Genomic DNA, 13,397 nt, shown 5'->3' on the forward strand with positions numbered 1-13,397 from the left:
GGCCCTGGAGGACCGATGAAGAAATCCCTGATGCTCGCGGGTTGCCTGATGGCCGCCGCGCCCCTCGCGGCCCAGACGCCCGTGCTCACCGTCTATGCGCCCGAATATTTCACCTCCGAATGGGGCCCCGGCCCGAAGATCGAGGCGGGCTTCGAGAAGATCTGCGGCTGCGATCTGAATTTCGTCTCGGGCGACGTGCTGCCGCGGCTGCTGCTGGAGGGCGACCATACCACCGCCGATGCGGTGATCGGCCTGACCAGCGACGAGCTCGCCCGCGCCGATGCCACCGGCCTCTTCGCCCCGCACAACGAAGACCTGTCGCGGCTGACCATGCCCACCGTCTGGCAAGACCCGGTGTTCCTGCCCTTCGACTGGAGCGAGACCGCCTTCGTCTATGACAAGACCCGGCTGAAGGCCCCGCCCGCCTCGTTCCAGGCGCTGATCGACGCGCCCGACGATTTCAAGATCGCGATCCAGGATCCGCGCTCCTCGGTCTCGGGGCTGGCGCTGGTGCTCTGGGTGAAGGCCGTGTTCGGCAAAAAATCGGGCGAGGCCTGGGCGAAACTCGCGCCCAAGATCCTCACCGTCACCCCCGGCTGGTCGGAAAGCTACGGCCTGTTCACCGATGGCGAGGTCGATATGGTGCTCAGCTTCACCACCTCCCCCGCCTATCACATCATCGCCGAGCAGGACGATACCAAGGCCGCGCTGATCTTCCCGGAGGGGCACTATCTGCTCCCCGAACTGGCCGCGCAGCTGAAATCCACGAAGCAGCCGCAGCTCGCGCAGGCGTTCATGGATTACATCCTGTCGAACGATTTCCAGGCCATGATCGCCACCGCGAACTGGGCCTATCCGGTGGTGGAGAAGCCGGGCTTCCTGCCGCCAGATTTCGCAGCCCTGCCGAAGCCGCAAAAAACCCTCGTCTACAGCCGCGACGAAGCCGAAGCCCTGCGCGGCCCGGCCATCGAGGAATGGCGCCAGGCGCTGCGCAAATGATGCCCGCGCGGATCAGCGCAGCGCTCGTCGCGGCGCTGGTCCTCGGCCCGATCGCGGCGCTCGCCTGGCGCGGCGGCGGGCTTTCCGCGCTTGGCCCCGCCGATCTGGAGGCGCTGTGGTTCACGCTGTGGCAGGCGGCGGCCTCGGCTGCGCTGTCGTGCCTGTGCGCGGTGCCGGTCGCGCGCGCGCTGGCGCGGCGCCGCTTTGCCGGGCGCGGCCTCCTCATCGCGCTGATGGGGGCGCCGTTCCTGCTGCCCTCGGTGGTGGCGGTGATGGGGCTCATCGCCGTCTTTGGCCGCCGCGGGCTGGTTAACGCGGGGCTTGGCGCCCTCGGCCTGCCCGAACTCTCGCTCTATGGCGCGCAGGGCGTCATCGTCGCGCATGTGTTCTTCAACCTGCCGCTCGCGGTGCGGATGCTGCTGCACGGCTGGCAGGCGGTGCCCGCGGAGCGGCTCCGGCTCGCGGCCGCGCTCGGCTTCGGCCCGGCCGATATCGCCCGCCATATCGAGCGCCCGATGCTGCGCATGGTGCTGCCGGGGGCTTTCCTCGCCATCTTCCTCGTCTGCCTGACCTCCTTCGCCGTGGCGCTGATCCTCGGCGGCGGGCCGCGCGCCACCACGGTCGAGCTCGCCATCTACCAGGCCTTCCGCTTCGATGCCGATCTCGGCCGCGTGGCCGGGCTCGCGCTGATCCAGGTCGGGGTGTCGGTCGCGGCGCTCCTGCTGGCCGCGCGCGTCACCGCGCCCCCGGCCTTCGGCGCCGGGCTGGATCGTTCCCTCACGCTGCCGCCCCCCGGGGGCTGGCGCCGGCTGAAGGACGCAGCCGTGGTAGCCGCTGCCGCGCTGTTCCTGCTCCTGCCGCTCGGCGCCATTCTCGCGCGCGGGCTGCCGGGGCTTCCGGCGCTTCCCGCCCCGGTCTGGCAGGCGGCGGGCCTGTCGCTCGCCCTCGCCGCGGGCGCGACCGCACTCACCCTCGCCCTGACCCTGCCGCTCGCGCTCGCAGCCCCCCGCGCCCGCTGGGCCGAGCTCGCGGGCACGCTGCCCATGGCCGCCTCCTCGCTCGTCCTCGGCGCCGGGCTGTTCCTCATCGCGCGGCCCCTGGTGGCGCCCACGGCGCTTGCGCTCCCGGTCACGCTGCTGGCGAATGCGCTCCTCACGCTTCCCTTCGCGCTGCGCCTCCTGCTGCCCGAAGCCCGCGCGCTTGCCGCCGATTACGGCCGCCTCGCCGATGCGCTCGGCATGCAGGGGCTCGGGCGGCTGCGCTACCTCACCCTGCCGCGCCTCGCCCGCCCGCTGGGCTTCGCCGCGGGGCTTTCGGCCGCCTTCTCCATGGGCGATCTCGGCGTCATCACCCTGTTCTCCGATGGCCGCCGCCAGACCCTCCCGTTCGCCCTCTATCAGCTCATGGGCGCCTACCGGATGGATCAGGCCGCCGCGGCCGCCTGCCTGCTGATGGCGCTCACCTTCGGCCTGTTCTGGGCCTGCGACCGGATCGGACAGAATGCTCGCCCTGACTGACCTCACCCTCGCCCAGGGCGGCTTCCGCCTGCATGCCGATCTGCGCGTCGCCACCGGCGCGCGGGTGGCCCTGATCGGCCCCTCGGGCGCGGGCAAGACCACGCTTCTGTCCGCCATCGCAGGCTTCCTCGCGCCCGCCCGCGGCCGGATCCTGTGGAACGGCGCCGATATCACCGCCCTGCCGCCCGGCGCGCGCCCGCTCTCGATCCTGTTCCAGGACCAGAACCTGTTCCCCCATCTCACCGTCGCACAGAATCTCGGCCTCGGCCTCAGCCCGGCACTGCGGCTCTCCGCGGCCGACCGGGCCCGGATCGGCGCCGTGCTCGCCCGCGTGGGCCTCGAAGGGCTGGAGGCGCGCCGCCCCGCGGCACTTTCGGGCGGGCAGCAGTCGCGCGTGGCGCTCGCGCGCGCGCTCCTGCGCGCCCGGCCGCTCCTGCTGCTCGATGAGCCCTTCGCCGCCCTCGGCCCCGCACTGAAGGCCGAAATGCTCGATCTCGTCGCCGAAATCGCCCGCGATCAGGGCACCACCGTGCTGATGGTCAGCCACGATCCGCAGGATGCGCGCAGGCTCTGCCCCGAGACCATCGTGGTGGCCGGGGGCGAGGCCGCGCCGCCCCGCCCGACCGGCCCTCTCCTCGATGCGCCGCCGCCGGCGCTGCGCGCCTATCTCGGCGGCTGAGCCTCAGCCCGCCGGGCCAAGAAGCGCGCGCAGCTTCGGCAGCGCCGTTTCCAGAGGCTCCTGATAGGCGATCGTCTGCACGAAGCGCCCGTCGCGGCCGAACAGCATCACATAGGCCGTGTGGTCCATCGTATAGCTGTCGCCCTCGCCCACCTTCCGCGCGAAAATGCGAAAGTCCTTCAGCGCCTTGTCCACCTCGGCGCGGCTTCCGGTCACGCCGGTCACCCCCTCCGCCCAGGACAGATAATCGCGCAGCATCGCCACCGTGTCCCGCTCCGGGTCCACCGTCACGAAATAGACCTTCAGCCCCGCCGCCTGCGGCCCCAGCTCCTGCTTCCAGCTGGCAATGTCGCCCAGCGTCGTCGGGCAGACATCGGGGCAATGCGCATAGCCGAAGAACACTACAGAGGGCGCGCCCTGCAGCGAGGCCTCACTGAAGGCCCCGCCGTCGGTCGTCTCCAGCCGGTAGTCTCCGCGCCCGAGCGTGCTCTGGATCGAGCGGTCGAATCGCGGCGCGATCACCGCGAACCACAGCGTCGCCGCCAGCGCCAGCAGCACCAGCGTCCACGCCACCAGCCGGATCCGCGCGAGAGTGCTTTTCCCCGCCATCGCTCAGTGATCCATCTGCATGCCCTTGGCACCGGGCTTGAGCACCACCATCGGCACGCTCACCGCGCCCGCCTTCTCGAAGGTCAGCGTCACATTCACCGTCTCGCCCTCCTTCAGCGGCGCCTTCAGCCCGATGAACATCAGATGATAGCCCCCGGGCTTCAGCGCCACCTCGCCGCCCGCAGGCAGCGCGAGGCCCTCCGGCAGGGCGCGCATCTTCATCACATCGCCCTCCATCGCCATCTCATGCACCTCCACCGAGGCCGCGAAATCCGCGCTGCCCCCGGTCAGGCGGTCGGCGCTGGCGCCGGTATTGCGGATGGTCACGAAGCCGCCCGCCACCGGCGCGCCGGGCTGGGTGGCGCGGGTGAAGGCGCCGGACAGGCTCAGTGCCCCCGCCTGCACCTCGGCGCCATGGCTCATGCCCTCGGCCATCGCCGCCGGAGCACTCAGGCCGATCAGCGCGGCCACGAAAAGGGTATGGATTTTCATTGCAGTCTCCTTCGCCGCGCATGGGGCGGCGGTTGTGTTCGGGAAATGGGCGCGGCTCAGGCCGCGGGCGGGGCCCGCCCGCCCAGGGCCGGGTCGCGCACCCGGCGCACCGGCGCCACCGCCTCCGAAACCCTCCGCCCGATCCGCTGCCAGCCCGCCGGGCGCACCAGCCCCTGCGCCGCCGGCACCGGCATCGCCCCGGCGATGTGGCAGGCCGGGCAATCGGGCGCATGCACCGCGCCGGGCAGCCCGCCGCACACATCTCCGGGCGCGATCCCGGCCAGCGCCAGCGCCCGCACCGCTTCCTCGCGCAGCACCGGCGCACGATGCGCAAAGCCCAGCGCCGCCGAAGCGACGATCAGCGCCAGCACCACCAGGAGCCCACCCGGGCCTATGCGCAAAAGCCTCTGCATCGCGCCAGTCTAGCGGTTTCCGCCCGCCAGACCAGCCCCCCGCCAGCGCAGCCCCGCGGCATCGTGCCGCCCCGATGGACAATCCGCGCGAAGGCCGCCACTGTGGGCCCATGCTCCCGCCCGCCTATCGCCCCCTCGCCGCCTTCGCCGCCCCCGCCCGCCCGCGGGCGGAGCTGTGGCGCAGCCTGGCCGGGCTCGCGCTCATCGCCGGGCTCTACTGGCTCGCGGTGCTGGGCGGGCTGCACCTGCTGCGCGCGCTCTTCGGCGATCTGGCCTTCCTGCATGCGCTCGCGGCCATCGGCCGCGCCGCCAGCCCCGGCGCCATGGCGGTGGTGCTGGCAACTTTCGCGCCCCTCGCCATGGCGGTGCTGTTCGTCGCGCGCAGCCTGCACCGGCGCGGCCCCGCCACGCTGTTCGGCCCGGGGGCGGCCTCGGACGCGCTGCGCATCGCGCTGCCTCTCGCGGGGCTCGCGCTCGCGCTCATGCCGCTCGTGCTTCTGGATCCGCATGTGGGCCGCTCCACCCCGCTCGCTACGGTGCTGCTCTGGGCGCCGCTCGCGCTGCCGCTCCTCCTAGTGCAGGTCACCGCGGAGGAGCTGGTGTTCCGCGGCTACCTGCTGCAGCAGATTGCCGCGCGCACGCCCGCGCCCTGGGCCTGGATGGGGCTGCCCTCGCTTCTGTTCGGGGCGCTGCATTACGCCCCCGAAACCTATGGCCCGATGGCGCTCTGGCCGGTGGTCTGGGCGGTGCTGTTCGGCTGCCTCGCCGCCGATCTGACCGCGCGCACCGGCAATCTCGGCGGGGCGCTGGCGCTGCATTTCGCCAACAATTTCTCCGCCATCTTCCTCGTCGGGCTGTACGGAGACCTCGACGGCCTCGCGCTCTATACCGTGGTGATCAACCCGCGCGACCCGGCCATGCTGCTGCCCTATCTGGCCACGGATGCGGCAATGATCGTCGTCTCGTGGCTGGCCGCGCGGCTGATCCTGCGGGTCTGATTGCAATTCCCGCCCCGCCGGACTATCTGTCGCCACACGCTGCGGAGGGCTCAGGACCGATGAACTGGATCTCGAACTACGTCAAACCGAAGATCAACTCGCTGTTTTCGCGCCGCGAGATGCCGGAAAACCTGTGGACCAAGTGCCCCGAATGCGGGACCATGCTGTTCCACCGGGAGCTGGCCGAGAACCTGAACGTCTGTTCGAACTGCGACCATCACATGGCGATCAGCCCGCGGGCGCGCTTCGCCAACCTGTTCGACGGCGGCATTTTCTCCGAGGTCAAGGTGCCGGAGCCGATCGCGGACCCGCTGCATTTCCGCGACCAGAAGAAATACCCCGACCGGATGAAATCCGCGCAGAAATCCACCGGCGAGAAAGAAGCGATGCTGGTGGCCGAGGGCGAGATGGGCCGCACGCCCATCGTCGCCGTGGCGCAGGATTTCGCCTTCATGGGCGGCTCGATGGGCATGTATGTCGGCAATGCCATCGTGGCGGCCGCCGAACGCGCGGTGAAGCTGAAGCGCCCGCTGATCCTGTTCTCCGCCGCGGGCGGCGCGCGCATGCAGGAAGGCATCCTCAGCCTGATGCAGATGCCGCGCACCACCGTGGCCGTGCAGATGCTGAAGGAAGCGCACCTGCCCTATATCGTCGTGCTCACGCATCCGACGACGGGCGGCGTCACCGCTTCCTATGCGATGCTGGGCGATGTGCAGATCGCCGAGCCCAATGCGCTGATCTGCTTCGCCGGCCCCCGCGTCATCGAGCAAACCATCCGCGAGAAGCTGCCCGAAGGCTTCCAGCGCGCCGAATACCTGCTCGATCACGGCATGCTGGACCGGGTGACGCATCGCAAGAAACTGCGCGAGGAGCTGATCACGATCACCCGGATGCTGACCGGCGCGCCCCCCGCCGTGATCGCCGATCTGCCCGCGCCGGACAAGCCGGTCGAAGCCCCCGCGGCCTGATCCCGCACCTACCGATCCGCCGGGGCCCTGAGCCCCGGTTTTGCTTTGTGGCCCCGATCATGACCCAGACCCCGTCCCAGACATCCGACGAAATCCTCACCCGGCTGATGAGCCTGCACCCCAAGGTCATCGACCTGACGCTCGAGCGCGTGCACCGGCTCCTGGCCGCGCTCGGCCATCCGGAGCGCGCCCTGCCCCCGGTGATCCATATCGCCGGGACCAATGGCAAGGGCTCGACCCAGGCGATGATCCGCGCGGGCCTCGAGGCGCAGGGCAAGCGCGTGCATGCCTATACCTCGCCGCATCTGGCGCGGTTCCACGAGCGGATCCGCCTTGCGGGCACGCTGATCTCGGAGCCCGCGCTGACCGCGCTGCTCGATGAATGCTATGCGCAGAACGGCGGCGCGCCGATCACCTTCTTCGAGATCACCACCTGCGCGGCCTTCCTCGCCTTCGCCCGCACGCCCGCAGATTATACCCTGCTGGAAGTGGGCCTCGGCGGGCGGCTGGACGCGACGAACGTGATCGACCGCCCGGCCGCCACGATCATCACCCCGGTCTCGATCGACCATCAGCAGTTCCTGGGCGAGACCCTGCCCGAGATCGCGGGCGAAAAGGCCGGGATCATCAAGCGCGGCGTGCCCTGCATCGTCGGGCCGCAGGCGCCCGAGGGCCTCGCCGTGATCGAGGCGCGTGCCGAACGGCTCGGCGCGCCGCTTTTCGTCCATGGCCAGCACTGGACCGCCTTCGAGGAGCGGGGCCGCCTGATCTATCAGGACGAGAACGGCCTCATGGACCTGCCCCTGCCGAACCTGCCCGGCCCGCATCAGATAGAGAACGCGGGCGCGGCCATCGCGGCGCTGCGCGTGCTGGGCGCGGGCGCGGGCGCCGAGGCCGCCGTGAGCCGCGCCGGATGGCCCGCGCGGATGCAGCGCCTGCGCCGCGGGCCGCTGGCAGAAAGCGCGCCGGGGGTGGAGCTGTGGCTCGATGGCGGGCACAACCCGGCCGGGGGCGCCGCCGTGGCCGCGACGCTGGCGCGGATGCCCGCGCGGCCCACGCATCTGATCTGCGGCATGATCAACACCAAGGACGTGCTGGGCTACCTGCGCCCGCTGGCGGCGCAGGCCGCGAGCCTCACCGCGGTGACGATCCCCGAGGAGCCGAATGCTGTCGCCGCCGAAACCATCGCCGGCGATGCCCACGCGGCAGGCTTCGCCGCGGTGGGCATGGCGGCTTCGGTGCAAGACGCGCTCAAAGTCATCGCCGCGCAGGATCCGCAGGCGCGGGTGCTGATCTGCGGCTCGCTGTATCTGGCCGGGCGGGTGCTGCGCGACAACGGCTGAGGCACCGGATTAGCCGTGCTTCATCGATGGGCGGCGAAATAAGCGGAGCTTGATCCGGGCGAGGTGCATCGCGCTATGGCGCGGATCAGTGGCGCTTCATCCCGGGCGGCAGGTTAAGCAAAGCTGATCCGGCCCGCCGAACAATACCTGTGCGCTGCTGCGGGATAGGGCGCGGGCCCGCCCTGCCCTATCTTGGCCGCAACAGGAGACACAGCATGACCAACACCCTTGAATTCGGCCTCGACACGTTCGGGGACATCACCCGCGACGACACCGGCCCGCGCTCGGGCGCGCAGGTCATCCGCGACACCCTGGCCGAGGGCATCCTCGCCGATCAGACCGGGGTGGATTACTTCGGCCTCGGCGAGCACCACCGCCCCGATTTCGCGATTTCCTCGACCGAGCCGATCCTCGGCGCGCTGCTCGGGCAGACCGCGCGCATCAAGGGCGGCACCTCGGTGACGGTGCTGTCCTCGGATGATCCGATCCGCGTGTTCCAGCGCTTCGCCACGCTGAACGCGATCGCGCCGGGGCGCGCCGAAATCACCATCGGGCGCGGCTCCTTCACCGAGAGCTTCCCGCTGTTCGGCTATGACATGGCCGATTACGAGGAGCTGTTCCGCGAGAAATCGGACCTGCTGCACCGGCTGCTGACGGAGGAGAAGGTGAGCTTCGAGGGCAAGTTCAGCCCGAAGCTGTCGAATGTCACCGTCTATCCGCGCCCCGAAGCGCCGATCACGCTCTGGCGCGGCGTGGGCGGCAGCCCGCAATCGGTGGTGGAGGCGGCGATGAACGCCATGCCGCTGATGCTCGCCATCATCGGCGGGGATCCGGCGCGCTTCGCCCCCTTCGTGGACCTCTACAAGCGCGCGCATGAGCAGCTCGGCACGGCGATGCTGCCGGTGGGCGTGCATTCGCCCGGCCATGTCGGCCCGACGGATGCGGAGGCGCGCGAGGAGTTCTTCAAGGGCTATGCGAAGATGCACGAGATGGTCGGGCGCGCGCGTGGCTGGGGCCGGCTCAGCCGGGCGGCTTTCGATGCCGAGATCGAGCAGGGCTCGCTCTATATCGGCTCCCCCGAGACGGTGGCGCGCAAGATCGCCCGCACGGTGAAGGTGCTGAACCTGTCGCGGTTCACGCTGAAATATTCGTCGGGCCCGCAGGATTACCGCACCAACCTGCGCAATATCGAGCTTTATGGCACCAAGGTGATCCCGATGGTGCGGGAGCTTCTGGCGACCGAGACCGTCTGATCCGGCGGGCAGGCCCCGGCGCCACGGGCAAACCGGCGCTCCGCGATGCGGAGCGCGCCTTTCGTGGCGCGGCGAAGAGTGCCGGCCTTCGCGGGAACAGCCTCAGGGCCGCCTGCGCCGGATTGGGGCGCCTCTTCGCGGAGCTGCGGTGTTCGGGGCCGCGCACCGGGCGAGATGCCTTGGGGCGGGGCGGGTACCCGGCGCCGCGGCCGCTGCCTTTGAAGCCGCGCCATCTCATGCGCTGCGCCCTCTGCCCCGCTCCGCCGATCTCGCGCGCGGCGCCGCCTCATGCGCGGCGCCGTCTCTCGCCCCAGTACCACGGGGTCCTGCCGAGCGCGGCCTCAGGCCGGGCTGTGGCCCCAGTCCTTGTCCTGCATCTCGCGCAGGCGCGAGGCGGTGCGCTCGAATTCGAACGCGCCCTCGCCCTCGACATACAGCCGTTCGGGCGCGTCTGCGGCCGAGCAGATCAGCCGCACCTTCGCCTCGTAGAGCGCGTCGATCAGCGTCACGAACCGCTTGGCCTGGTTGAAGTTGGAGGCCGAAAGCTGCGGGATGTCGTCGATCATCAGGACCCGCATCGCATCGGCGATCGCGAGATAATCCGCCGGCCCGAGCGCATGGGCGCACAGATCCCAGAACGACGCCCGCCCGACCCCGGAATGGAACTGCGTGATCACCACCTCGCGCCCCTTCACCGCGATCTTCAGCGGCTGACCCGGGTCATGGCCGGTCAGCTCGCCCCAGAGCGCATCCATGGCGGCGGTGGCGGGCTTGCCCAGCGGCTCGAAATAGACCTGCGCGCCGGTCAGCCGGTGCTGGCGGTAATCGGTCTCGCTGGCGATCTCGCGCACGCTCAGCTCGCGGTTCAGGATCGCGATGAAGGGCAGGAACAGCTGCCGGTTCAGCCCGTTCTTGTACAGATCTTCGGGCGGGCGGTTCGAGGTGGTGACCACGGTGACCCCGCGCTTGAACAGCTCCTCGAACAGCCGCCCGACGATCATCGCATCGGCGATATCGGTGATCTGCATCTCGTCGAAGCACAGCAGCCGCACCTGATCGGCCACCTCACGCGCCACCGGCAGGAGCGCATCCTCGGCCTTGGCGCGGCGGGCAGCCTCGATTCGGGCCTGCATCTCCTGCATGAAGGCATGGAAATGCACCCGCCGCTTCGGCACATCGACCGCGCCGCAGAACAGATCCATCAGCATGGATTTGCCGCGCCCGACCCCGCCCCACAGATACAGCCCCTTCACCGGCTGCGGCACGGCCGCCTTGGTGAACATGGCGAGCAGGCCCGGCTTTCGCGGCGGCGGCGCGGCTTCCAGCTTCGCGCGGATCGCCTCCAGCTCCGGCAGCAGCGCGCGCTGCGCCGCATCGGCGCGCAGGGCCCCTTCGGCCACGCGCGCATCGTAGATCTGCATCAGGGTCTGGGTCATCTTGCTCTGCCGGTTCGAAATCCGGCGCACCTTGCCGCGAAGGGCGGCCTTGAGCAAGGCCGGGCGATGACATAGGTTGCGCGCGCAGCCCATGCCACGAGGAAACGTCATGACCAAGGCCCCGCAACGTCTGCATCTCGTCTTCGGTGGCGAGCTTGTCGACCCCGCCCGCTCGGAATTCAAGGATGTGAGCAAGATCCACATCGTCGGCATCTTCCCGAACTATGCCGCCGCCCATTCCGCCTGGAAGGCCGAGGCGCAGCGCACCGTGGACGACGCCCACACCCGCTATTTCATTGCCCACCTGCACCGCCTGCGCGACGAGGAATCGCCTGTTTCCTCGACCGAGGAACTGGGCGGCTGAGCCAGACCCCCGGATGCGCAGATCTCTTCTGCTGCGTCTGCGGCTGGCGCTGTCGCGCCCGCGCAGGCCAGGGCCCGCAACCCTGGCCGCGGTTGCGGCTGCGCGGCCCGAAGGCCCGCTGCTGTGGTTCGTGATCGAGCCGGTGCCGGAGATGGAGACGGCGGCCGCGCTGCTTTTGCGCCGGCTGCGCCAGCAGCGGCCGAACCTGACCTTGCTGGTGAGCGCGCCTGAGGCGATGGCGATGGCGCTGCCGCCGCGCACGATCCGGATCGACCCGGTCGAGGATGCGCCGTCGAGCATTGCGGCCCTGCTGGACCACTGGCAGCCCGAGCTGATCGTGCTGATGGGTAACCTCTTGCCGCCCGCGCTGGTGGAGACGGCCGAGGAAAGCGGCGTACCGGTGATGGCGGTGGATATGCGCCTGCCCGCCGGGGGCGAGAAGATGGGCTATCTGCGCCGCCGGATGGTGCGGGCGCTGCTGGCGCGGCTGGAGCGGATCAGCGTGCGCGATGCCGAGAGCCTGAGCCGGATCATCGCGAATGGCGCCGACCCGGCGCGCACGGAAATGGGGGGGGTGCTGTCGGAGCCGCCCGAGCCCTTGCATTGCTCGGAGGCCGAGCGCGCCTCCATCGCCGCCATCACCCGGACCCGGCCGGTCTGGCTCGCGGCCGCCGTGCCGCCAGAGGAGATGGCGCTGGTGCTGGAGGCCCATGCCCATGCGCTGCGCCACGCGCACCGGATGCTGCTGATCCTGGCGCCGGACCGCGACGGCACCGCCGATGCGCTGGCGCGCAGGCTCGATGCCGAAGGCTGGGTGGTGGGTCAGCGCACGATCGAGGCGGAGCCCGACGAGGACATGCAGATTTTCCTGGCCGACGATCCGCAGGAATTCGGGCTGTGGTACCGGATAGCGCCCGTCACCTATATGGGCGGCACGCTCACCGGCGGGGCGGAGCTGCCGCGCTCGCCGCTGGAGCCGGCGGCGCTTGGCTCGGCCATCGTGCATGGCGCGCAGACGGTGCCTTTCGCCCCCGATTACGCCCGGCTCGACGAGGCCCGCGCCGCCCGCGCGGTGGAGGATGCGCAGGGCCTCGGCACCGCGGTGGCCGATCTGATGGCGCCGGACCGGGCGGCGATGCTTGCGCATAATGCCTGGGCGATCACCTCCGGGGGCGCGGGCGCGGCGGAGGCGGTGGCGCGCGCGATCCTCGGCACGCTCGACGGGCGGGCCGCGTGATGGGCGCGCCGGGCTTCTGGTTCACCCCGCCCGACAGGCCCGCGGCGCTGGCGCGGCTGCTGGCGCCGCTGGGCTGGCTCTATGGCGCGGCCACGGCGCGGCGGGTGGCGCGCGCAGGGCTGCGCGTGGGGGTGCCGGTGATCTGCGTCGGCAATATCAACGCGGGCGGCACCGGCAAGACGCCCACGGTGATTGCCCTGGTGCAGCATCTGGCCGCGCGGGGGATTGCGGCGCATGTGGTCAGCCGCGGCCATGGCGGTAGCCTGGCGGGCCCGGTGCGGGTGGACGAGCGCCGGCATACCGCCGATCAGACCGGCGATGAGCCCCTGCTCATATCCGCCTTCGCGCCGGTCTGGGTCGCGCGGGACCGGGCTGCGGGCGCGCAGGCGGCGGTGGCGGCCGGGGCGCAGGCGGTGGTGCTGGATGACGGGCATCAGAACCCGGCGCTGGTGAAGGACCTGTCGATCGTGGTGGTGGATGCGGCGCGCGGCTTCGGCAATGGCCGCTGCCTGCCCGCGGGGCCGCTGCGCGAGCCGGTGGCGCGGGGCCTTGCGCGGGCGGATCTGTTGCTGTCGATCGGGGGCGAAGCGGCGCAGGCCGAATTTGCCGCGCGCTGGCCCCGGCCCGGCCTGCCGCATCTGAGGGGCCAGCTGCAGCCCCTGCAGACGGGGATGGACTGGCAGGGCCAGCGGGTTCTGGCCTTCGCAGGCATCGGCCATCCGGAGAAATTCTTCGCCACGCTGCGCGCGCTCGGGGCCGAGGTCGTGCGCGGCGAGGCGCTGGAGGACCATCAGCCCTTCGATCCGCGGCTGCTGATGCGGCTGGAAGCGGAGGCGCGGCTGATGGAAGCGCAGCTGGTGACCACGGAGAAGGACGCGGTGCGCCTGCCCGCGGACTTCCGCTCGCAGGTGCTGGCGCTGCCGGTGCGGCTGGTGCTGGCGGATACGGCGCCGCTCGATGCCGCGCTCGCCCGGATCGGGCTTTAGCCTGCGGGTATGGGGTTTGGGGCTTTACGCCCCTGCGGGCGTTCGCGGGTGCGGACCCTGCGGCCATTCACACGGGCTTTACGCGAACCGGGCACTGCGGGCT

The 13,397-nt window shown here is 70.9% G+C and carries 14 protein-coding genes; 10 read left to right on the forward strand and 4 right to left on the reverse strand.

Translation table 11 applies throughout. The features are described 5' to 3' along the window. Nucleotides 1-15 precede the first annotated feature (15 nt). Genes ACOMG5_RS06925 through ACOMG5_RS06935 form a run of 3 tightly spaced genes read left to right on the forward strand, consistent with a single transcriptional unit; the run spans nucleotide 16 to nucleotide 3,195 of the window. Nucleotides 16-999, forward strand: coding sequence for a thiamine ABC transporter substrate-binding protein (locus tag ACOMG5_RS06925; protein ID WP_420343062.1), 984 nt, complete (start codon nucleotides 16-18; stop codon nucleotides 997-999). After that, nucleotides 999-2,516, forward strand: coding sequence for a thiamine/thiamine pyrophosphate ABC transporter permease ThiP (locus ACOMG5_RS06930; protein WP_420343063.1), 1,518 nt, complete (start codon nucleotides 999-1,001; stop codon nucleotides 2,514-2,516). The genes ACOMG5_RS06925 and ACOMG5_RS06930 overlap by 1 nt, the downstream gene beginning before the upstream one ends. Beyond that, nucleotides 2,500-3,195, forward strand: a complete 696-nt coding sequence (locus tag ACOMG5_RS06935; RefSeq protein WP_420343064.1) for an ATP-binding cassette domain-containing protein — start codon at nucleotides 2,500-2,502, stop codon at nucleotides 3,193-3,195. The genes ACOMG5_RS06930 and ACOMG5_RS06935 overlap by 17 nt, the downstream gene beginning before the upstream one ends. Nucleotides 3,196-3,198: 3 nt before the next feature. Here ACOMG5_RS06935 and ACOMG5_RS06940 read toward each other — a convergent pair whose 3' ends face one another. Genes ACOMG5_RS06940 through ACOMG5_RS06950 form a run of 3 tightly spaced genes read right to left on the reverse strand, consistent with a single transcriptional unit; the run spans nucleotide 3,199 to nucleotide 4,709 of the window. Further along, on the reverse strand, nucleotides 3,199-3,804 hold the full coding sequence (locus ACOMG5_RS06940; protein WP_420343065.1) for an SCO family protein: 606 nt from the start codon (nucleotides 3,802-3,804) through the stop codon (nucleotides 3,199-3,201). 3 nt (nucleotides 3,805-3,807) lie between these two features. Then, nucleotides 3,808-4,296, reverse strand: a complete 489-nt coding sequence (locus ACOMG5_RS06945; protein ID WP_420343066.1) for a copper chaperone PCu(A)C — start codon at nucleotides 4,294-4,296, stop codon at nucleotides 3,808-3,810. A 56-nt stretch (nucleotides 4,297-4,352) separates the two neighbouring features. Continuing rightward, entirely contained in the window at nucleotides 4,353-4,709 is a 357-nt protein-coding gene (locus ACOMG5_RS06950; protein WP_420343067.1) for a hypothetical protein, read from the reverse strand. Between the two features lie 110 nt (nucleotides 4,710-4,819). Here ACOMG5_RS06950 and ACOMG5_RS06955 point away from each other — a divergent pair, with 110 nt between their 5' ends. From ACOMG5_RS06955 to ACOMG5_RS06970, 4 genes are all read left to right on the forward strand, one after another. Continuing rightward, a complete protein-coding gene (locus ACOMG5_RS06955; protein WP_420343068.1) occupies nucleotides 4,820-5,707 on the forward strand; it encodes a CPBP family intramembrane glutamic endopeptidase in 888 nt (295 codons plus the stop codon). A gap of 59 nt (nucleotides 5,708-5,766) precedes the next feature. Further along, a complete protein-coding gene (accD, locus tag ACOMG5_RS06960) occupies nucleotides 5,767-6,675 on the forward strand; it encodes an acetyl-CoA carboxylase, carboxyltransferase subunit beta (protein WP_420343069.1) in 909 nt (302 codons plus the stop codon). A gap of 59 nt (nucleotides 6,676-6,734) precedes the next feature. Then, nucleotides 6,735-8,018, forward strand: coding sequence for a bifunctional folylpolyglutamate synthase/dihydrofolate synthase (locus tag ACOMG5_RS06965; protein ID WP_420343070.1), 1,284 nt, complete (start codon nucleotides 6,735-6,737; stop codon nucleotides 8,016-8,018). A 215-nt stretch (nucleotides 8,019-8,233) separates the two neighbouring features. Continuing rightward, nucleotides 8,234-9,271, forward strand: coding sequence for an LLM class flavin-dependent oxidoreductase (locus ACOMG5_RS06970; RefSeq protein WP_420343071.1), 1,038 nt, complete (start codon nucleotides 8,234-8,236; stop codon nucleotides 9,269-9,271). Between the two features lie 341 nt (nucleotides 9,272-9,612). Here the strand turns inward: ACOMG5_RS06970 and zapE are convergent, their stop codons facing one another. Beyond that, complete coding sequence (gene zapE / locus ACOMG5_RS06975) at nucleotides 9,613-10,707, reverse strand: cell division protein ZapE (protein WP_420343119.1); 1,095 nt, start codon at nucleotides 10,705-10,707, stop codon at nucleotides 9,613-9,615. A gap of 109 nt (nucleotides 10,708-10,816) precedes the next feature. Here zapE and ACOMG5_RS06980 point away from each other — a divergent pair, with 109 nt between their 5' ends. Genes ACOMG5_RS06980 through lpxK form a run of 3 tightly spaced genes read left to right on the forward strand, consistent with a single transcriptional unit; the run spans nucleotide 10,817 to nucleotide 13,294 of the window. Then, nucleotides 10,817-11,071, forward strand: a complete 255-nt coding sequence (locus tag ACOMG5_RS06980; RefSeq protein WP_420343072.1) for a DUF4170 domain-containing protein — start codon at nucleotides 10,817-10,819, stop codon at nucleotides 11,069-11,071. 13 nt (nucleotides 11,072-11,084) lie between these two features. Then, the gene (locus tag ACOMG5_RS06985) at nucleotides 11,085-12,308 is read left to right on the forward strand and encodes a 3-deoxy-D-manno-octulosonic acid transferase (RefSeq protein WP_420343073.1); all 1,224 of its coding nucleotides are present in this window, start codon (nucleotides 11,085-11,087) and stop codon (nucleotides 12,306-12,308) included. Then, nucleotides 12,308-13,294, forward strand: a complete 987-nt coding sequence (lpxK, locus tag ACOMG5_RS06990; RefSeq protein WP_420343074.1) for a tetraacyldisaccharide 4'-kinase — start codon at nucleotides 12,308-12,310, stop codon at nucleotides 13,292-13,294. The genes ACOMG5_RS06985 and lpxK overlap by 1 nt, the downstream gene beginning before the upstream one ends. The last annotated feature ends 103 nt before the right edge of the window (nucleotides 13,295-13,397 follow it).

It is taken from the genome of Paenirhodobacter sp., assembly GCF_041916475.1.
Classification (GTDB): domain Bacteria; phylum Pseudomonadota; class Alphaproteobacteria; order Rhodobacterales; family Rhodobacteraceae; genus Rhodobacter.

Coding starts and splice junctions, on each gene's coding strand:
- ACOMG5_RS06925 (WP_420343062.1), top strand. CDS start 16: ATGAAGAAATCCCTGATGCTCGCGGGTTGCCTGATGGCCGCCGCGCCC.
- ACOMG5_RS06930 (WP_420343063.1), top strand. CDS start 999: ATGCCCGCGCGGATCAGCGCAGCGCTCGTCGCGGCGCTGGTCCTCGGC.
- ACOMG5_RS06935 (WP_420343064.1), top strand. CDS start 2,500: ATGCTCGCCCTGACTGACCTCACCCTCGCCCAGGGCGGCTTCCGCCTG.
- ACOMG5_RS06940 (WP_420343065.1), bottom strand. CDS start 3,804: ATGGCGGGGAAAAGCACTCTCGCGCGGATCCGGCTGGTGGCGTGGACG.
- ACOMG5_RS06945 (WP_420343066.1), bottom strand. CDS start 4,296: ATGAAAATCCATACCCTTTTCGTGGCCGCGCTGATCGGCCTGAGTGCT.
- ACOMG5_RS06950 (WP_420343067.1), bottom strand. CDS start 4,709: ATGCAGAGGCTTTTGCGCATAGGCCCGGGTGGGCTCCTGGTGGTGCTG.
- ACOMG5_RS06955 (WP_420343068.1), top strand. CDS start 4,820: ATGCTCCCGCCCGCCTATCGCCCCCTCGCCGCCTTCGCCGCCCCCGCC.
- accD (WP_420343069.1), top strand. CDS start 5,767: ATGAACTGGATCTCGAACTACGTCAAACCGAAGATCAACTCGCTGTTT.
- ACOMG5_RS06965 (WP_420343070.1), top strand. CDS start 6,735: ATGACCCAGACCCCGTCCCAGACATCCGACGAAATCCTCACCCGGCTG.
- ACOMG5_RS06970 (WP_420343071.1), top strand. CDS start 8,234: ATGACCAACACCCTTGAATTCGGCCTCGACACGTTCGGGGACATCACC.
- zapE (WP_420343119.1), bottom strand. CDS start 10,707: ATGACCCAGACCCTGATGCAGATCTACGATGCGCGCGTGGCCGAAGGG.
- ACOMG5_RS06980 (WP_420343072.1), top strand. CDS start 10,817: ATGACCAAGGCCCCGCAACGTCTGCATCTCGTCTTCGGTGGCGAGCTT.
- ACOMG5_RS06985 (WP_420343073.1), top strand. CDS start 11,085: ATGCGCAGATCTCTTCTGCTGCGTCTGCGGCTGGCGCTGTCGCGCCCG.
- lpxK (WP_420343074.1), top strand. CDS start 12,308: ATGGGCGCGCCGGGCTTCTGGTTCACCCCGCCCGACAGGCCCGCGGCG.